This window comes from Streptomyces sp. NPDC127084, from assembly GCF_042724175.1.
In the GTDB taxonomy this organism is placed as follows: domain Bacteria; phylum Actinomycetota; class Actinomycetes; order Streptomycetales; family Streptomycetaceae; genus Streptomyces.
Genome location: NZ_JBHXFA010000015.1, coordinates 19,723 through 38,421 on the forward strand (window position 1 = coordinate 19,723; position 18,699 = coordinate 38,421).

An 18,699-nucleotide genomic window follows, 5' to 3' on the forward strand; every position below is an offset into this window, starting at 1 on the left:
CCGCTTGGTGGGTGGGGGTGTTTTCCGTATGCTATATTTTGTCCGCGTTGGCGTTTTAGTGGGGGGCGGCGATACCGGCGCGGCGCCCGAAGACGTTGATGTCGAGCAGCGAGTTGGTGCCCAGGCGGTTGGCGCCGTGCACCGACACGCAGGCGACCTCACCCGCGGCGTACAGACCCGGGACGACGGTGGTGTTGTCGCTGAGGACCTCACCCTCGACGTTGGTCGGGATGCCGCCCATCGCGTAGTGCGCGGTCGGCTGGATCGGGATCGGGTCCGTGTAGGGCTCGATACCGAGGTACGTACGCGCGAACTCGGTGATGTCCGGGAGCTTGGCGTCGAGCTGCTCCGGCGGCAGGTGGGTGAGGTCCAGGAAGACGTGGTCGCCCTCGGGACCGCAGCCGCGGCCCTCGCGGATCTCCGTGTAGATGGAGCGCGAGACGACGTCACGCGAGGCCAGGTCCTTCATGACGGGCGCGTACTTCTCCATGAAGCGCTCGCCGTCCTTGTTGCGGAGGATGCCGCCCTCACCGCGGGCGCCCTCCGTCAGCAGGATGCCCATGCGCCAGATGCCCGTCGGGTGGAACTGGAAGAACTCCATGTCCTCCAACGGCAGACCGCGCCGGTAGCAGGCGGCCTGGCCGTCACCGGTCAGGGTGTGCGCGTTGGAGGTCACCTTGAAGAACTTGCCGGTGCCGCCGGACGCGTAGATGACGGCCTTCGCCTGGAAGACGTGGATCTCGCCGGTGGCCAGCTCGTACGCGACGACACCGGCTGACTTCCTGACCCCGTCGACCTCGGTGATGAGCTGGTCCAGGACGTAGAACTCGTTGAAGAACTCCACGCCCTCCTTGACGCAGTTCTGGTACAGCGTCTGGAGGATCATGTGACCGGTGCGGTCCGCGGCGTAGCAGGACCGGCGCACCGGGGCCTCACCGTGGTTGCGGGAGTGGCCGCCGAAGCGGCGCTGGTCGATGGTGCCGTCCGGGGTCCGGTTGAACGGCAGACCCATCTTCTCCAGGTCGAGGACGGCGTCGATGGCCTCCTTCGCCAGGATCTCGGCGGCGTCCTGGTCGACCAGGTAGTCACCGCCCTTGACCGTGTCGAAGGTGTGCCACTCCCAGTTGTCCTCCTCCACGTTGGCCAGCGCGGCGGCCATGCCGCCCTGCGCGGCACCCGTGTGGGAGCGGGTGGGGTAGAGCTTCGTCAGCACGGCGGTGCGGCTGCGCTTCGTCGCCTCGATGGCGGCGCGCATGCCGGCGCCGCCGGCGCCGACGATGACGGTGTCGTACTTATGGATCTTCATCAGTGTTTCGCCTCAGCCCCGTGCCTAGCGGATGTTCGGGTCGAAGGTGAAGATCACCAGCGTGCCCAGAAGAATGGTGAACACCGTGGCGGTGTACAGCAGGCCCTTGAGCCACAGGCGCGTGTTCGCCCGCTCCGCGTAGTCGTTGATGACGGTACGCAGGCCGTTGGCGCCGTGCAGCATGGCCAGCCACAGCATCAGCAGGTCCCAGACCTGCCAGAACGGGGACGCCCAGCGGCCGGCCACGAAGGCGAAACCGATCTTGGAGACGCCGCCGTCCAGCACGAGCTGGATCAGCAGGTGGCCGATGACGAGGACGACGAGCACGACACCGGACAGGCGCATGAAGAGCCATGCGGCCATCTCGAAGTTGCCGCGGGTGGTCCTCGCGGTCTTGGAGGTGCGCTTGCGCGGCGCCTCGATGACAGGGGCGGGGTACTCGGCGTCGTAGAGGGCGGCGCCCTCGACGTCCCCGATCGCGGAAGGGGTCTCAGCGGACATGTCTGGCGTCAGCTCCCGAACAGTTCACGTGCGGCATGGCCGAGGACCGGGTAGATGGCGAAGGCCATCAGCACGACCCAGATGCCCATGGCGGTCCAGAGCATCTGCTTCTGGTAGCGCGGGCCCTTTGACCAGAAATCGACGGCGATGACGCGAAGGCCGTTGAGCGCGTGGAAGAGGATGGCGGCCACAAGGCCGTACTCCAGCAGCGCGACGAGCGGTGTCTTGTACGTCGCAACGACCTCGTCGTAGGCCTCGGGTGAGACGCGGACGAGCGCGGTGTCCAGCACGTGTACGAACAGGAAGAAGAAGATGAGGACGCCGGTGACTCGGTGAGCCACCCAGGACCACATACCTTCCCGGCCGCGGTACAGCGTTCCAGCCGGCACGGAAAAACCCTCCGGGAGCGGGGATTGGAGCCGGCCGCCAGCGTTCTCCCAAAGGTGACAGCTCTGTCGGTCTGGCCCGGCCGGGTACGGTCCACCGGCCCCGGCCATGGTAGCGACGAGTTGTCGGTTCCCTCGCGCGGGGTCGTGTTGTGTGATCAAACAGGCACGGACGGGCTATCGGAACGGCCCTCCGGACAACCGGAATGGCCCTGACGGCTCTGTACGGGCACGGTGGGGGCGGCGGTCGCCGTGGCGGTCACGGTCGCGGCGGCGGTCGCGGTGGCCATCGCCCGGCTGAGCCGGAAGCGGGTGAGCCGGCGCAGTTCGTCGGCGGCGATCACACGCTCGTCGTCCGGATCGTTGCCGAGTCGTGAGCGGATCGCTGCCAGCGTCTGGTCGAGCTGCTCGTCGGGGCGGTATCCCTCCAGGCAGATCACGAAGGCATGGCCGAATCTGTCCAGGTAGGCGGTGTGTGCGGCGTCCAGCGCCATACGGGCCGCGGGCGGCGCGTCCGGCGGCAGGACGGAGGTCTCGCCGGCGAGGGCTTCGTGCAGATCGGTGCCCGAGAGGTCGTAGCCGGCCTCGTCGGCGGCGGCGAGCAGGGCGTGCAGATCGGGGTAGGGCCGGTGGGCGGCGATACGGCGGCTCCAGCGGCGGCTGCCGCAGCAGCCGAGCAGGGTCGCCTCGGCGGAGCCGGCGGATGCGGTGTTGAAGCGCTCCAGTCCGGGCAGGCGGGAGCGGGAAGGGGTGCCCGCCGAGCCACGCGACGGTCCGGCGGGGGCCGGGACCCGCGGGAGGCCGCTGTGCGATTCGCTGGACCTGGACAGCGTGTGTGCTCCTCGGCTCCGTGGCTTGCTCCCCAGCCTGCTCCAGCCGCTGTGTCCGGGCGTGTCGGACGCCTGCGGACGGTGGGGCGCATGGGTCTTGACGCTATCGATCCTGAAGTTGAAACCGTCCGGATGTTGCATGAACTTCACCCGGACGAGAGAGTTTCACGGCGCATTGTAGACGAATGTGCCCGGCTTCGCCTGATTCATCTTGATTGGTCATACTTCTTCGGGATGAGGAGGCTGATCGGATGATCTGGCAGTCCAAGGGCGGACGGCCGCTCGCGGGCTCGATAGCCGCGGCGACGGCTGCCCTGACGGCCCTGACGGCAGTGGTGTCCTGTTCCCCGGGAGCGTCCGGGGCGTCCGGCGAGACCCCGGCAGGGGCGCGGAGCGAAGGGCGGCACCCACCGGGCCCGGCCGACGCCGCCGGAGAGGGCACCACCCCCAGCCCCACTCCGACACCCACGAAGAGTTATCCGCTCTCCACCGCCCCCCGCACCATCCCCTCGGTCCGCACGCATGAGCCGGCCCGCGGTCCGGGCTGGCGCCCGATCCGCGGCAGCGCGATCGTGGTCGCCAAGGGCAGCGAGGCACTCGCCGACGAGGCGCGGCTGCTGGCCAGGGAGCTGAAGACCGGTGTACGCAACGGCGGCCAGGTCCGGGCGGGTGATGTGGAACTGGCGCTCGGCGCCGCGGGCTCCGGCGCCCCCGAGTCGTACACCCTCACCACCCGCGGCGACCGTGTCCGGATCAGCGGCCCCGACGAGGCGGGCGTCTTCTACGGCACGCGCACCCTCAAGCAGGCGCTGCGCTCGGGCGGCACCATGCCCGAGGGCGTCATACGCGACCGGCCCGACCGCCCGCAGCGCGGGCTGAACGTGGACATCGCGCGCAAGTACTACAGCGCGGCCTGGATAGAGGCGCGGCTGCGTGAGATGGCCGACCTCAAGCTGAACACGCTTGGCCTGCACTTCTCCGACGACCAGGGGTTCCGGATAGCCTCCGACACCCATCCCGAGGTGGTCTCCGCACAGCACCTCAGCAAGGCCGAGGTGCGCCGGATCATCGCCCTCGCCAGCAGTCTGCACATCAACGTCGTCCCCGAGATCGACTCCCCCGGACATCTGGGCGCCGTGCTGCGCGCCCATCCGGACCTGAGGCTGCTCAACGTCCAGGGCGTGCCGCGGCAGGGCGCGATCGACATATCCAAGCCCGGCGCCGCGAAGCTCGTGGACGAACTGCTGCGCGAGTACGCGGGCCTCTTCCCGGCCGGCTGGTTCCATGTCGGCGCCGACGAGTACCAGGCGCTGACCGTGCGCGATCCGGCGGCCTCCTACCCGCAGCTCGCCCAGGCGGCGGTGCGCGCGTACGGGCCGAACGCCGGGGTGAAGGACCTGGCCACCGGCTGGCTGAACGACCGGGCCGCGGTCGTGCGAGCGGCGGGCAAGCAGCCCAAGGCGTGGAACGACGGGTTCTTCAGCGGAGGCGTGATCAGCCCCGCCAAGAACATCGAGGTCGAGTACTGGACCGGCAAGGAGACAGGGGCCCGGCCGCCGCAGGAGTACCTGGCCGAGGGCCGCAAGGTGGTGAACCTCAACGACGAGTACCTCTACTACGTGCTCGGCGAGCCCAACGACTTCACCTATCCGACCGGCCGCCGCATCTACGAGCAGTGGACCCCGCTCGTCCTGCGCGGCAGCGCGGCGGTCCCGGCCCGCTACTCGGACCAGATACTGGGCGGACGCCTGGCCGTCTGGAGCGACCTGGCCGATGCCCAGACCGAGGGGCAGGTCGCGGCGGGGATCAGGATGCCGCTGCGGGCGGTGTCCCAGAAGCTCTGGACGCCCGGTAAGCCGCCTTTGGACTGGGCGGCGTTCGGCGCGCTGGCGAACCGGCTGGGGTAGCCGACGGCCCTCGTATCGCGCTGGACGGCGTACGGCCGGGGCACATAGGGTCCGCTGGCGGTTCCGACCAGGCCGCAGCGGTGCCTTTGGGGAGAAGGCGCCGAAGCATTTCGTACCACCACAGGGGGGAAATCTCAGCCGTGCACTGCTCCAACTGCACCACGCATCCAGCGGCGACGACCGAAGGGCTCTGCGAAGACTGCGCCGCGGCACAGGCGTCCGCGTCGGCGCCCGAGCCCGCATCCGCACCGGAACCCGCGTCGGGGTCGGCACCCGCACCGGAACCCGCGTCGGGGTCGGCACCCGCGTCCGCGTCCGAGCCCGCTTCGGCACCCGAGTCCGTCGCGGGGACGCCGACCGCTCCGGCCCAGAACCCGGCTCCGGGCCCTGTCGCGACTCTCGCCCCGGCACCCGTGCCCGTGCACGCACCCGGGCCGCTGCCCCGCCCGCCCGTCGTGCTCTCGTATGTCGTCATCACCCTGCTCGCGGTCATGGCGCTGATCGACCTGGCGTGGATCGCGGCAGCCGCGCACATCCGCGGGCTCATGGAGGACGTGGGCGCACACACCGAGGACGAACTGGCCAGCGGCGACCTGTTCATGGCCGGGACCTCGACGGTCTACGCGGTTGCCCTGGTCACGACGGCCGTCTTCTTCATCAGCTGGTTCCACCGGGCGCGCGTCAACGCCGGGGTGCTGCGCCCCGACCTGCAACGCCGCGGCTCCGGCTGGGCGATCGGCGGCTGGATCATCCCGATCGGCAACCTCTGGATTCCGCGCTCGGTGGCCGGAGACATCTGGGACGCCTCGCTGCCCGACTACGGGCAGCCCAAGAAGGGGTCGTCGCACGCCCTCCTCAACATGTGGTGGGCGCTGTGGCTGATCTCGTCGCTGGCCGGCCGGGGCGCGGCCAGCTCGTACGACCGGGCGGACACACCCGACGCGATCAGCGGCGCCGCGGCCGCGCTGATGGTCGGCAACCTGCTGGAGATCGTGGCCGCGCTGCTGGCGATCGCCGTCGTCCGCAGGCTGACGGTCATGCAGGCCCGGAAGCTCAGCGGAAGCGTGCCGAGCGTGGCGGTGCCCCAGTCTCAGCAGCAGGTCTGAATCTCCGCGAGTTCGACACTTTTCGGCCGACGGGGTGACGATTTCACGCCACGCGACGCAGAATGATGCGGGGACTACGGGGAGCACGCAGCGTCCGCATCGTTCGGGAGGCGTCGATGAGCCTGGTGGAACTGATCGCAGGAGCGGATGAGAGGAGCCTGGCCGCCAGTGGTGTGGCCTGCCTTGACCGCTGTCTGCCCCTCCTCGCAGAGGAGACCGACGTGCTGCGCCCCCTCTGGGCGGGCATCGCGGACGGCGAGGACGGCTGGGCCGGGCGGCTCCAGGACACCAGGGCGGTGCTGGACGACACCTCCGCGCTCGGTGAGGCCGCGGCTCCGGTGCGCAGGATGATCCGGGAGGCCCCTTCCGAATGGTCCACCGCGCGGCTCTGCGAATGGGCCACGGCCTGCTCGGCGCTCGCGCTGGAACTCCACCAGGAGCTCGACCCGTCGCGCGGCGCCGAAGGGCCGCTCGCCACGGGGGAGCAGCGCCGGCAGGTGCAGATCCTGGAAGCGCTGTCGGCCATCCCGGGCGGCGCCGGGCTGCGCAGGGCGCTTGACCTCTCGGTGGAGGGGCAGCGTGTGCTGCGTGCCGCCCTCTCCCGCAGGGCGAGGGCGGCGCAGGCATAGGCCGTGTCCGGCCAGGCAGGGTCCGACCTGAGCGGCTCTCAGCTCGCGGGGACCTTCGCGGCGGCGAGGGCGACGGCCCCGCCCGTTCCGCCCTTCGCCACGACCACCCCGTTGGCGAGCAGTTCGGCGTAACCGTCGCCGTCGGTGTCCCGCGCGGCGAACGCCATCGCCGTCCCCGTCGTTGCCGCCGCGGCGGCCCACCGGCCGTCGAGCACCGTTGCGCCGGTGGTGGTCAGCCCGGTGGCCGAGCCGTGGAAGGTGGCGATACCCCGGCCGGTGAGCGCGGCCAGGTCGGCGTATCCGTCACCGTTCAGATCACCGGCGGCGAGGGCCTGTCCGCCCGCGCCGAACAGCGTCGCGGGAAACGCGGTGTCGTACCCGCTCTCCGTGCCGTTCAGGATGAAGAGGGGGATGTCGCCCAGCGGTGTGCGGAAGGACAGCGCGGCGTCCTCGTAGCCGTCCCCGTTGAAGTCCCCGGTCGTGACCTGGATGCCGGAGAGGCCGGTGAGGGGCTGCGGAGTGAGGCCAGCCGCCATGGCCGTGGCCAGTGCCCGGATCTCGGGCAGATTGGCGTACAGCTTGTCACCGGGGCAGTCGGTCGCGGAGCCGTCGCGGTGACCGGAGATGCGGCGCAGGCTGACCCGCTGCCCCGCCCGGTACTTGCCGTTGTCCGTGGACACGGTGAGGGTGACGCTTCCCGAGGGGTCCTGCTTGTAGAGCCCGAGCTTCCAGGCGGCGACCCAGGCGACCGCCCTGCGCGCCGCCGTGCTGGTGGTGGCCGTCATGTAGTCGCCGAGCACCGAGACACCGCTCGTGTCGACGTTGAGGCCGAGGGTGTGCGCGCCCTGGACGGGCCGGTCGATACCGCCCGCCCGGCCCTCGAAGACCTTGCCGCACTTGTCCACGAGGAAGTGGTAGCCGATGTCGTTCCAGCCCTGGCCCACCACGTGGTAGCGGAAGATGGCGCGGATGATCGAGGGCGACTGGGCGCAGGTGTAGTTGTTCGTCCCCGCCGTGTGGTGGACGAAGACCGCCTTGGTGGTGGTGTTGTACTTCGGCGGCTCCTTGACGAGCGACTCGTCGGCGCCCCAGCCGGAGCGGCTGACGACGGCGGGCCTCGGGACCGCGGCCTGGACACGGGCATCCCGTGACCCGGCGGTCGGCGGCGGAGCGGAGGGCGGCGGTCCGGCGGCGGCCCGGCCCCCGTCCTCCGGGCCGGGGTCGACCAGCTCCAGCCGCAGTCCGTGCGGCAGTGCGTCCCCCCGCGCCCGCAGTTGTACGCCGTCGGCGGGCCCGGTCCACAGCGGCGCGGTCCCGCCGCGCAGCGCCGCGCCCGCCCGCTCAGGACCGGGCTCCGGAGCCCGGAGGCCGGCTTCGAGCGTCTGCCAGGCGGACCAGGCACCCGTACGGCTGTCCCGGGTACGCACCTCGACCGTGCCGTCCAGTGCCGCCCCGGGGTCGTCCCAGGTCAGACCGAGCAGGCTGAACGGCTCGGTAGTGCGGGCGGGCAGCGTCCGCAGCGCCGGATCCTCACCGACCGGTACGCGCACACTGCGGACGTCACCGGCCGCCCGTGCCCCGGGAGAGGGGGAGGGCGCGGGTTCGTGTGCGGGCGGGGAAACGGGCGCGGCGTACGTCGCGGGCCCCACGAGAGACATCCCCACGGCAACGGCGACGGCGGCGAGGGCGGTGCGGTGTGAACGCTTCTGGGCACGGCTGGTCATGGCGCGCGAGCTTACGGAGCACATCACGTCAAACGGTGCAGACCGGCCCGGACCAAGCGTTGATCGCCCGAAATGAGGAGGTGAGTGACGGGCCGTCGGCGTACTTCCCGACGGCTGTTCGGGTGGCGGGTCCGGGGACGCGGCTGCCCGCGGTTACCCGCTGGGCGGACGGTGGGCCGTTGGTACGGTCACCGGTATGACTGATGATCATGCGCCGACTCGTGTGCGGGTTACCGCGGACGACGTCCGGCACACCGTGCGGCTCGCGCTCACGGCTCTGCGGGCGGGCCTCGGTGCCGACTGGGAGACGAAGGCCGGGACGCTGGAGTGGAGCTGCTGGGAGACGGTCGAGCACCTCGCCGACGACCTGTTCGCATACGCTGCGCAACTGGGCCCCGAGGAACCACCGCTGGACGGTGAGGTGCCCTTCGACTGGGTGGCACGCCGAGCGGACGGACCGGCGAACGTGACCTTCGCCGACCGCGCCCATGGCCCGGCCGGGCTGCTGATGGTGCTTGAGGCCTGTGGCGCGATGCTCACCGCGATGGTGCGGACGGCGCCGGCCGGTGTGCGCGCGTACCACGGCTACGGGGTGTCCGACCCTGAGGGCTTCGCGGCGATGGGCGTGGTCGAGACCCTGGTCCACACCCATGACATCGCCGAGGGCCTCGGACTCGCGTGGAACCCGCCGTCCGGTCTGTGCGACCGCGTTCTCGCCCGCCTCTTCCCCGGCGCGCCGATGGGCACCGACCGCTGGGCCACCCTGCTGTGGGCGACAGGGCGCGGCGAACTGCCGGGCCAAGGAAGGCTGGAGAAGTGGCGGTGGTACGGCGATGTGCCCGAGTGACGAGCCTGACGTGCAACCGCAACCGCTACCGGACGCGCAACCGCAACCGCAACCGAGCCTGCACCTGGCACCGGCTCACGAACAACTCGCCGCGCTGCGACGGCGGACGATCACCAGTCGCGCCCTGCTGGAGCAGTACCTGCGCCACATCGACGCGACCAACCCCGCGCTCAACGCCGTCGTCACCCTGGACGCCGATGCCGCACGCGCGGCGGCCGACGCCGCAGACCGCCATCTGGCGAGGACCGGCAAGCCGCTCGGCGCGCTCCACGGTCTGCCCCTCACGGTCAAGGACGCCCTGGAGACCAAGGACCTGCGTACCGCCTGCGGTTCCCCCGAGCTCAGCGCCCATGTCCCCGACCGGGACGCGGACTCCGTAGCACGCCTGCGCGCCGCCGGCGCCGTCATCGTCGGCAAGACCAACGTCCCGGTGATGTGCCAGGACCTCCAGACCGCCAACCCGCTCTTCGGTTCGACCGAGAACCCGTACGACGAGACGAAGACCCCGGGCGGCTCGTCCGGCGGCCCGGCGGTCGCCGTCGCCACCGGCATGACCAGCGTCGAACTCGGCTCCGACCTCGCGGGCTCGCTACGTCTCCCGGCCGCGTACTGCGGGGTGTACGCGCTGCGCCCCAGCATCGGCATCGTCCCCACTCGCGGCCATATCCCGAGGCCCCCAGGCTGGCTCACCAGCTCCGATATGCTCACCATCGGCCCGCTGGCCCGTAACGCCGAGGACCTCGACCTCCTGCTGGACGTGCTGGCCGCCCCTGCCCCGGCCGAAGCCGCCTGGCGTATCGACCTCCCGGCGCCGCGGCACGACCGGATGGCGGGCTACCGCTTCGGACTGTGGCGGGACGACCCGTACTGCCACGTCGACAAGGACACCCGCGCGCTCCTGGACCAGGTCGCCGAACTCCTGCGGTCGGCTGGCGCCGCTGTCGACGACGGCACGCGGCCGGTGGACTTCGCCGACAGCGACCGGCTGTTCCAGCGCCTGATGTTCGCCACCGCGAGCGCCACCGCAGCGGACGACGGTTTCGGCGCGGATATCGCCGCCGCCGAGCAGATCCCTGTCGGCGACCCCAGCGGTCTGTTCCTGCACTCACGCACCATGCGACACCGGGACTGGCTGCGTGCCAACGAGGAGCGCGAGCAGTTGCGCGTCCGATGGGCCGGCTACTTCGCCACCCACGACATTCTCGTCACACCGGCCGTCCCCGCCGGATCGGTCGCCGATCAGACGTCCGTACCGGTCCCGCGGCGGTCCATCACCGTCGACGGCGAGAAGCGCCCGTACTTCGACCAGACCGCCTGGCTGAACCTGGCAGGCCTGGTCGGCCTTCCCTCCGTCGTGATGCCGGCGGGCCGAACCGCCGACGGCCTGCCACTGGCCGTCCAGCTCATCGGCCCGTACCTGGCCGACCGCACGGTGACCGCCGCCGCCACCGAGCTGGCCCGGCGCCTACCCGGCGCCCACCCGGTGTGACCAGCCCGCGCGGGCGCGACCGGAGTGACGCCCGCGCCCGCACCCTGCCGGGCGCGTGACCGGGGACGTCCAGGGACCGGGGTCGCTCTGCCCCACGGGGTGGGGCGGGGTGACCCCGCACATCACGCGCGCGACCCCGTCGGGGTGCGGGCGACTCCCCGCACTACCGTCGCCGCCACCCGCGCCGCGAGCGACGCGGTAGCACGCGGTCGCGTGAGCGCAGGGCCCGAGTGAGCGGCGGGTGAGCCCGAATTGCCACTCGGACTCACCCGCAGGCAAGGAGGAGGTCGGCGTCAGATGTGCGGCGCCGCCGCGAGGACTCGTTCCCGGTCCTGCTTGGCGGTCGTGCGTTCCGTCGAGTGATTCGCAGTTGAGCGCTGAACCGTCATGATGCCCTCACCGCCAGGCAGCGCGAGGACACCCCACTTGGTGGGATCGCCGGCGAACCAGGCACCCTGCTCAAGCCGGTCGTCCCATCGGTTCCAACGCCGCGGGTCCCGGGCGCACATGGTGGGTGACCACCGCACCTCGCCGTCCGTACCAGCGCCCAGAGCCAAGTGCACGGCCACGCCCTTCGCTTCCGGCCCCGATGCCTTCCGCGCGGCGGGAAGCTGTTGCCAGGGAAAGGCCTGCAGCGCGCTCCTCGCCTGCTTCAGGCGGGAAAGCGCGCCAAGGCACGTGTACAGCACGAAGGGGTACCACAGGAAGGCCAGAGCCCCGATGGCCGGTCCGGCCTGGTTGCCGCCGCGCCCGGCGTAGTCGGTCTGCGCCGTCACCACCGTGCTGAGGGCGAACAGGGCGACGAACAGGAGGGTCCAGAGCCAGAAGCGGCCCATGACCCTCCGTCGGGTGCGCTTCCAGGTCGCTCGCGTTTCCGGATGGTCGAACGCCATGGTGGGTGGTGGCTCCTGTGACTGGTACATCGCGTCTACCGCGCCCCTTTGCTGGATCTGTTGTCGTGTCAGGCCGATGGAGTGGGTGCGGAGGTGTAGCTCGCGCTACTTCAGGGTCCGCCCGATACCCGCCCGCTTCGCCGTTTCCTTCCGCTCCGGAGAAAGCGACTCACGCTGGTACCGGAGCGCGGGTTCATCGGCGGGCTGTGCCCAGACGAACTCGCCGGAACCAGGTACCAGGAGAACGCCGCCGAAGAGCTCGTCTCCCGCGAACCACACCCCGTCCGCGACTGAATCGGCCCACCTCGTCTCGGCTCCAAGCTGCCTGCCGAGCAGCTTGGAGGACTCCTCGTCACCATCCCCCAGCCTGAAGACCTGCTTGCCGCCACGTGAGCGGTTCAGAATCCTCACGGGCGCCCGGTAGGTGTAGGGGTACGTCTTCAGCACGCCGGAGCACTTCCCGATCGTGACCATCTGGTCAGACAGCTCATAGGAGCCGAAGAGGAACAGAAAGACGGCCAGCGGCGCCAGGGGAATCAGATAGTCGCTCCGCGTCAAGACGAAAAGCGCGACCACCACGGCGACGAGCGCCAGCAGCAGCGCGTAGCGCTTGCGGAGCACCGACCGGTAGTACTGCACCGCGCTTTCGCGATCCGCACCGTCCATGGCGTAGGGGACGGTCTGCGGCAGCCGGCTTCTCAGCAACGCCGAGGCGGTGAGAGCCCCGAGGGTCGCCATGCCGATGATTCCGGGGATGGCCAGCAGGAACCAGTCGTCGTTCAGCACGAACAGCACCAGCCCGTAGAAGACCGCGAACAGCGAGCCGAAGAACGCTACGCGGCGCAGTGCGGAAGGGACGATGCCCGCTGGAGCCGTAGCGGCCTGCGCGCCGGTGGCGGCCGCCTGCTCGCGATCGTCCCGGATCATCCGAAATCATTCCTTACTGCCTCGGCGGCCGAGCGGGGGATCGGCTCGGCCGTCCCGCCCGCACTGTCGACGAGCGCGGGGTTCGTGAAGCTCACCGTACTGGCCACGCCCCGCAGCACGTTGCGGTAGGCGTCCGCCAGGTCTACCGACGCCGTGACCAACTGGACGACGATGATCGTCGACGAGCGCACGTCCGGGATGGCGACCATGCCCTGCCACACGGGCTTCTTCTCGGGCTCGTCTCCCCCGTCCTCGGGCTGACCGGGAGCCATCGTGTGCCGCACGCTCTCGGTGAGGAACCCCAGTCCGCAGGGCAGCTCGACGGGCGCGATGCCGGCGTCGGGCGCATCAGCGGCCCCGGACGACATGAGGGTGACGAGTGCGGCCTTGGGGTCGACGCCCGGTGTCTCGACGCTGAACAGTGTGAGCATGGAGGTGGTCACGCCGCCCCGGTCGTCGGGGTGCATGCCCATCGCGCAGCCCTGCACCCTGCGCTGCTGCATCTCCCACATGACGATGCAGTACAGCCGGAACACCTCGTCGGCTCGCTCCCGGACATTCTCCGGGAGCGCCAGGATCTGGCGCGCGAGGTCGTCCAGGCTCTCGGCCGCCGGGTAGACGTCCAACTGGAGGTAGCCCTGCGGGATCTCGTACCAGAACGCGGGAGGCAGCTTCGTCACGGGGCTCTCTCGGAGGGCGCTCACAGTCGAATTCCCGTCACCAGTTCGCCGAGGCCGTACTGCAGGTCCTTGATGCCGCCGGGGACGTTGAAGCCGGCGGCGCCCGCCTTGGTGACCTCGGCGCTGTTGTGACCCGCCCCGGTGTCGGGGACCACGCCTGCCGTCTCGAGTGAGGAGACCGTGTTGGCCAGCACGTTTGCGCCGTTGATCCCGTACTGCAGCAGACCCGTCTTCGGGTCGGTGGCGACGTCGAGCGCCTTGAAGTTGAAGGCCTCGACGGTCTCCCTCCCGAAGGCGGTTGCCTTCGCGCCGAGTGACATCACGTCCCCGCCTTCCCTCGCCAATCCAGCGAGCATGCCGACCTCGCCGCCGGCCCTGGCCAGCGCACCGACGCCCGGGACCATGCCCATGGTGTCGCCCACCATGGACGCCCACGCACTGAAGGCGGCCATACCGCCGTGTTCGCCCATGAGGGAGTCCCGGAAGTCCTCACTGGCGAGGTTCTTGGACATAGCCGCGGCACTGGCGACCACCGCGATACCGGCGAAGACCGGGGCGAGCGGTGTGGGGAACAGGGCGAGCAGGCCGGCGATGGCGCCGATCGTGCCGGCGTGGTCGAGCAGGAACTGGCCGACGGCCTTCAGGCCGTCTCCGATCGCACTGAGCGTTTTACTCAACCAGCCGGGCTCCTCAGGGGCGAGCCCGTCGTCAGCGACGTCGAGCTGGTCGGCGACCTTGCCGGCCTCCGCCTTGTGCTCCTCTTCGAGGGCCTTGGCCTTGGCGATGACGTCGTTGTACGCCTGGTTCGCCTTCTCCACGTCCGCCGCCGCCTGACGCAGCCTGCCCTCGGCCGACCGCAGACGCGCAGTCGCGGCGTCGGCCTCTTCCTGGCTCGGGAAGGTCTTGCCGGCCAAGCCGAGGTCCGGGTCCTTCCTGGCCTCGTCGTACTTCCCCTGCGCGGTGTCGGCGGCGCCCTGCTTCTCCTTGGCGTCTTCGTCGTACTTCTTCGCCAGGTCGCGGTTGGAGGCCAGGTCGCCGTCCCACTTGGCCAGTTGGACCGATGCCTTCTCGATCGACTCGGCCGCCTTCTTCATGTACTCCGGCAGCTCGCCGTCGAGCGCGTCGCGGAAGGCCGACGCCGCATCGCCCTCCCAGTGGCTGCTCTGCCCGAGCAGGCGCGTGATCTGCTGGTGCGAGTCGCGCAGCGCCTTGGCGGCCTGGTCGACCTTCTTCTTGAGGCCCTGAACCTCTGTGGGGATGCCGGGGACGGGGTTCCAGCCGAGGTTCGGGTACGGATTCGTCATCACATGCCCCCGTTTGAAGTGTCCTGCTCGGCCATCTTCTTGAGCGCCTGCTCGAGGTTGTTCTCCATCTCCTCGTAGCTGAGCTTGTTCGCCTTGACTCCCTCGCTGATGCCGTCGATCAGCTTGCCCATCTGCTCGGAGCCGTACTTCCACTGGTCCTGGAACTTGTCGCAGGCTTCATCCAGTCGTGGCGTTCCGATGGCATCGGCGCGCACGTGCGACAGCGCGTTGCGCGCGTCATCCAGACTCTTGACGCTGTCCTTCAGTGTTCTGACGAACTGGTCCAGTTGGTCCGTATCGGTCTTGAAACCGTCCCCCATGAATGCACCTTCCTGCGCCGCGACGGGAGCGAACAGGCAAAGCGGGAAGGGAAGGGATCTGTCGAACACACCACTTGACCCGCTGTTCCGCCTCGCAGAGTCGGCTGATTATACGAGTGCGCGCGAAGCGTGGAGCGAGCGGTTGTGCCGACGTCATGGAGCACGACGCCGCCCCCTGTAGCGCCGCACCAGCGCCGGTACCCATGGCGCCACCCCCGCCGCGAGCAGCAGCATCAGCAGCGGGAGCCGCCACCACCATGTGAGGCTCGGCGCGGGTGGTGTCGCGGGGATGTCCGACACCCAGGGGCGTGCGGTCTTCGACCAGGCCAGGAAAGCGTCGCCGATCGGCACCAGGCCGAAGGCGTAGCGTTTGGTCCACGGGGTCTCCACCGGCGCGCCCAGCAGTTCGCTGAGGTTCGTGAGGCCCTCGGCGAGCGGTGCGTCTCCGTGGACCTGGGCCGCGCCTGCCGTGACCACGGACGCGGAGAGGCTCACGCCGAGCGGGAGGGGACCGGAGTCCACGTCGGCGGGGCCGTCTGTGCCGTCGGGGTATTCGCGGACCGCCGGGGCCAGACCGAGAGGCCTGCTGACGTAGCGGTCGCGGAAGCGGGCGTACTGCTGTTCGGCGAAGACCGGGTCGATGTCGACCAGGAAGCGCTGGATCATGCTCTGCGAGGTGGCCCGGGCCACCTCGGCCGGGGCGCCGGTCGCGGACTCCACGCGGTGCGGCATCATCCCGGTGCGCGGATCGAGACGGTCCCGTACGCCGTCGAGCCAGCGGGTGGCCGTGGCCGTGAAGCGGGGCGGCAGCAGTTTGTCGTGCAACCGCAGCGAGGCCATCGCCACCGTGGAGTCCACCGGCCATGCCTGGCCGGGGTAGGCCATCAGATACGGGGACGACCGCGAGGCGTCGAAGGCCGCGCCGAGTGCCGCCGAGTCGGCCGTGAAGCGGCGCACCTCGGCCGGGTCGCGGTGCGCGGCCGGCTGGAGGCTCAGCATGCCGCCGCGCAGCCAGTTGCACCAGCCGCGGTAGAAGACCCCGTACGAGGGGACGAGGTCCGCGCTGAACGGGGCGCGGCCCGAGTGCGAGTCCAGCCGGTCCAGGGACCAGCGCGCCTCCCGCAGTGCATCGGTCCGGGCCCGGTCGCCTTCCGGCGCCCGCATCCCCAGCTCGACCCAGGTCAGCCCGTACAGCGCGTGCAGGAAGAAGTACCCCTCGGGAAACAGCTGCTGCGCCTCGTCACCTGCCCCGTCGTCCAGAGCGCTCCGCAGGAACGCCAACTGGCGCTGGACCCCGTGAGGCTCGCCGCTCGCGCCGCCTGTCGCGGGTGCGACCAGGCGCACCATGCCCAGCAGGGCGCACAGGCTGATGGCGCAGGCGATGAGGCGGCGTGTCCACCGCAAGGCCGCCGTGTACCGATGCCGCGTTGATCGTTCCCCCGTCATACACCCAGAGCGTACATACGCCCTCGCGAAAGCGGCCCGGACGCCTGTGGAAGCATGGGAAGCATGACCAGCACCGTCATCACCAACATCGGCGCCCTCGTCACCAACGACCCCGCGGCCGGCGACGGCCCCCTCGGGCTGATCGAGAACGCGGCCCTGGTCATCGACGGCGAAACCGTCGCCTGGACCGGCCCCTCCGCGCAGGCGCCCGCCGCCGACGAGGCGTACGACGCGGGCGGGCAGGCCGTGATCCCCGGCTTCGTCGACTCGCACTCGCACCTGGTGTTCGCGGGTGACCGCACCCAGGAGTTCAACGCCCGGATGTCAGGGCGGGCCTACTCGGCGGGCGGGATCCGCACTACCGTCGCCGCCACCCGCGCCGCGAGCGACGCGGAGCTGGAGGCCAATCTCACCCGGTATCTGGGGGAGGCGCTGCGGCAGGGCACCACGACCTTCGAGACCAAGTCCGGTTACGGGCTGACCACCCACGACGAGGAGCGGGCCCTCCGGATCGCCGCCCGGCACACCGACGAGGTCACCTACCTCGGCGCCCATGTCGTCTCCCCGGACTACGCCGACGACCCCGCCGCGTATGTCGCCCTCGTCACCGGCGAGATGCTGGACGCCTGCGCACCGCACGCCCGCTGGGTGGACGTGTTCTGCGAGAAGGGCGCCTTCGACGGCGACCAGGCGCGGGCCGTGCTGACGGCGGGCATGGCCAAGGGCCTCGTCCCGCGTGTGCACGCCAACCAGCTCACGTACGGGCCGGGCGTGCAGCTCGCCGTCGAGCTCGGTGCGGCGTCCGCCGACCACTGCACCCACCTCACGGACGAGGACGTGGACGCGCTCGCGAACGGCGACACCGTGGCGACGCTGCTCCCCGGCGCGGAGTTCTCCACGCGCGCCGAGTGGCCGAATGCCCGCCGGCTGATCGACGCGGGGGTGACGGTCGCCCTGTCCACGGACTGCAACCCGGGCTCCTCGTTCACCTCGTCCGTGCCGTTCTGCATCGCCCTGGCCGTACGCGACATGGGCATGACCCCCGACGAGGCCCTGTGGTCCGCCACGGCAGGCGGCGCCGCCGCCCTGCGCCGGACCGACATCGGCCGCCTCGCCCCGGGCGCCCGCGCGGACCTCGCGCTGCTGGACGCCCCGTCGCACGTCCACCTGGCATACCGGCCGGGGGTACCGCTGGTCGGCGAGGTCTGGCGGCGGGGCGCTCGGGTGGCCTCCTTCAGCAGCCCGGCTTCCCGGGTCAGTGAGGGGTCCGGCCAGAGCCCGCGGCCGTGATGAGGCTGATTCCCGTCGGGGTTGCCGTGTGGCGCACGGAGTTGGCGTGCCGGTGGCTGGTGACCAGCCCGGCGGCTCGCAGGAGCGTGGCATGCTCGGAGGCTGAGGCCGCGGAGATGCTCAGGCTTTGTGCGAGCTCTGTGGTGGTGAGTCCGGCGGGATCCGCCAGAACCTGCAGAGCCCTTGCGCGGGTGCGGCCCAGGACGGCGGCGAGAGGTGCGGCTGCGTCCCGCCGGGTGTGCGGGGTTTCGACGGTGAGACCGCCCGCCGCGGGGTCCCAGACCGGCGCGTAGACCAGAACAGGCGTATCGACGTCGTTGAGGAGGGCACGGGGGTGTGGTCCGCAGAACAGGTGCGCACACAGCAGCAGCCCCCGTCCCTGTAGGTGGAAATCGAGGTCGCCCTGGCCGGGGAGACTGGGCACCTCGAGTACCGGCTCCCGCCACCGCACTCGAGGATGCAGCGAATCCAGCACCGCGCCGATCCCCTCGCGGGCCATGATGTTCACACGCAGCGAACGGTCCGCCTGCAGGATGGCCTGGATGCGGTGGGCGAAAGGCGCTACGGCCACGTCGTGATAGCCCTTCAGCGCGTCGGCGACCTCGTCCAAGGTCTCGGGATCCCCGGCGGCGAGTCGTCCCACGGCCGCGGGCACGCGCTGATGGCGCACCAGTCGACGCAGGTCGTCCTGGACGCGTCGGTGCGGCGTGGCTCGTATCGCCTCGATGGCTCCTGCCTCGACAGATGCCTGCCCGCTGGGGGTGAGGAAGTCCGGCACCCAGCCTGAGGCCGGCACGAGAGACGCCAGCAGGGACGGTCGGCTGGGAAGACGTTCCAGGACGTGCCGACGCCATGTGGTGAAGAGCGGACCCGAGTTGCGGCGGAGCACCTGCAGGCTCATCACAGCCTCGCTCACCGGCAACGCCTTGCTGTGCCCGATCGCGGTCGCAGCCAGGTCTTTCGAGGTGAAGTGGATGCGCAGCATACCGCCCCCTGTGGCCGCAGTTCCGGTGTCGCACGCCTGACCAGGGACATTCGGCTACACCCGACGCTCCTTGTCGAGATCATGCCCCGCCCAGGATTCTGGCCCGAGTCACCCGCTGACCCAAGAGGG

The 18,699-nt window shown here is 70.6% G+C and carries 17 protein-coding genes and 1 pseudogene; 6 read left to right on the forward strand and 12 right to left on the reverse strand.

The features are described 5' to 3' along the window. Positions 1-64 precede the first annotated feature (64 nt). From ACFWI9_RS05925 to ACFWI9_RS05940, 4 genes and pseudogenes are all read right to left on the reverse strand, one after another. Positions 65-1,306: pseudogene (locus ACFWI9_RS05925) on the reverse strand (FAD-binding protein); the annotation flags it as partial. Positions 1,307-1,330: 24 nt separating this feature from the next. Continuing rightward, positions 1,331-1,807: a succinate dehydrogenase hydrophobic membrane anchor subunit gene (locus ACFWI9_RS05930; RefSeq protein WP_387159279.1), complete on the reverse strand. Its 477-nt coding sequence runs from the start codon at positions 1,805-1,807 to the stop codon at positions 1,331-1,333. 8 nt (positions 1,808-1,815) lie between these two features. Continuing rightward, complete coding sequence (gene sdhC / locus ACFWI9_RS05935) at positions 1,816-2,196, reverse strand: succinate dehydrogenase, cytochrome b556 subunit (protein WP_387159280.1); 381 nt, start codon at positions 2,194-2,196, stop codon at positions 1,816-1,818. Positions 2,197-2,351: 155 nt separating this feature from the next. After that, a complete protein-coding gene (locus ACFWI9_RS05940) occupies positions 2,352-3,023 on the reverse strand; it encodes a 2-oxo-4-hydroxy-4-carboxy-5-ureidoimidazoline decarboxylase (RefSeq protein WP_387159323.1) in 672 nt (223 codons plus the stop codon). A gap of 251 nt (positions 3,024-3,274) precedes the next feature. Here ACFWI9_RS05940 and ACFWI9_RS05945 point away from each other — a divergent pair, with 251 nt between their 5' ends. From ACFWI9_RS05945 to ACFWI9_RS05955, 3 genes are all read left to right on the forward strand, one after another. After that, complete coding sequence (locus ACFWI9_RS05945) at positions 3,275-4,930, forward strand: glycoside hydrolase family 20 protein (protein WP_387159281.1); 1,656 nt, start codon at positions 3,275-3,277, stop codon at positions 4,928-4,930. A gap of 413 nt (positions 4,931-5,343) precedes the next feature. Beyond that, positions 5,344-6,036, forward strand: a complete 693-nt coding sequence (locus ACFWI9_RS05950; RefSeq protein WP_387159282.1) for a DUF4328 domain-containing protein — start codon at positions 5,344-5,346, stop codon at positions 6,034-6,036. Positions 6,037-6,152: 116 nt separating this feature from the next. Next, positions 6,153-6,665, forward strand: a complete 513-nt coding sequence (locus ACFWI9_RS05955; RefSeq protein WP_387159283.1) for a hypothetical protein — start codon at positions 6,153-6,155, stop codon at positions 6,663-6,665. 38 nt (positions 6,666-6,703) lie between these two features. Here the strand turns inward: ACFWI9_RS05955 and ACFWI9_RS05960 are convergent, their stop codons facing one another. Next, the gene (locus tag ACFWI9_RS05960) at positions 6,704-8,389 is read right to left on the reverse strand and encodes an N-acetylmuramoyl-L-alanine amidase (RefSeq protein WP_387159284.1); all 1,686 of its coding nucleotides are present in this window, start codon (positions 8,387-8,389) and stop codon (positions 6,704-6,706) included. Positions 8,390-8,585: 196 nt separating this feature from the next. Here ACFWI9_RS05960 and ACFWI9_RS05965 point away from each other — a divergent pair, with 196 nt between their 5' ends. After that, a complete protein-coding gene (locus tag ACFWI9_RS05965) occupies positions 8,586-9,236 on the forward strand; it encodes a hypothetical protein (protein WP_387159285.1) in 651 nt (216 codons plus the stop codon). 10 nt (positions 9,237-9,246) lie between these two features. Beyond that, complete coding sequence (locus ACFWI9_RS05970; protein WP_387159286.1) at positions 9,247-10,725, forward strand: amidase family protein; 1,479 nt, start codon at positions 9,247-9,249, stop codon at positions 10,723-10,725. Positions 10,726-11,018: 293 nt separating this feature from the next. On the opposite strand, the gene ACFWI9_RS05975 is transcribed toward ACFWI9_RS05970, so the two are convergent. The 6 genes from ACFWI9_RS05975 to ACFWI9_RS06000 form a co-directional block, all read right to left on the reverse strand. Continuing rightward, complete coding sequence (locus ACFWI9_RS05975) at positions 11,019-11,618, reverse strand: hypothetical protein (protein WP_387159287.1); 600 nt, start codon at positions 11,616-11,618, stop codon at positions 11,019-11,021. 105 nt (positions 11,619-11,723) lie between these two features. Then, entirely contained in the window at positions 11,724-12,545 is an 822-nt protein-coding gene (locus tag ACFWI9_RS05980) for a hypothetical protein (RefSeq protein WP_387159288.1), read from the reverse strand. Next, positions 12,542-13,225 carry a hypothetical protein gene (locus ACFWI9_RS05985; RefSeq protein ID WP_387159289.1) on the reverse strand — a complete coding sequence of 228 codons (684 nt, stop codon included), beginning with the start codon at positions 13,223-13,225 and terminating at the stop codon, positions 12,542-12,544. The genes ACFWI9_RS05980 and ACFWI9_RS05985 overlap by 4 nt, the downstream gene beginning before the upstream one ends. Before the next feature lie 20 nt (positions 13,226-13,245). Next, a complete protein-coding gene (locus ACFWI9_RS05990; RefSeq protein WP_387159290.1) occupies positions 13,246-14,529 on the reverse strand; it encodes a putative T7SS-secreted protein in 1,284 nt (427 codons plus the stop codon). Continuing rightward, a complete protein-coding gene (locus ACFWI9_RS05995; protein ID WP_387159291.1) occupies positions 14,529-14,918 on the reverse strand; it encodes a hypothetical protein in 390 nt (129 codons plus the stop codon). Before ACFWI9_RS05995 ends, ACFWI9_RS05990 begins: the two co-directional genes overlap by 1 nt. Before the next feature lie 84 nt (positions 14,919-15,002). Further along, on the reverse strand, positions 15,003-16,253 hold the full coding sequence (locus ACFWI9_RS06000; RefSeq protein WP_387159292.1) for a hypothetical protein: 1,251 nt from the start codon (positions 16,251-16,253) through the stop codon (positions 15,003-15,005). 105 nt (positions 16,254-16,358) lie between these two features. Here ACFWI9_RS06000 and hutI point away from each other — a divergent pair, with 105 nt between their 5' ends. Further along, positions 16,359-17,585 (forward strand): imidazolonepropionase, encoded by a 1,227-nt coding sequence (gene hutI, locus ACFWI9_RS06005; protein ID WP_387159293.1) that lies wholly within the window; start codon positions 16,359-16,361, stop codon positions 17,583-17,585. Here the strand turns inward: hutI and ACFWI9_RS06010 are convergent. Next, positions 17,551-18,570, reverse strand: coding sequence for an ArsR family transcriptional regulator (locus ACFWI9_RS06010; protein WP_387159294.1), 1,020 nt, complete (start codon positions 18,568-18,570; stop codon positions 17,551-17,553). The genes hutI and ACFWI9_RS06010 overlap by 35 nt on opposite strands. Between the last annotated feature and the right edge of the window lie 129 nt (positions 18,571-18,699).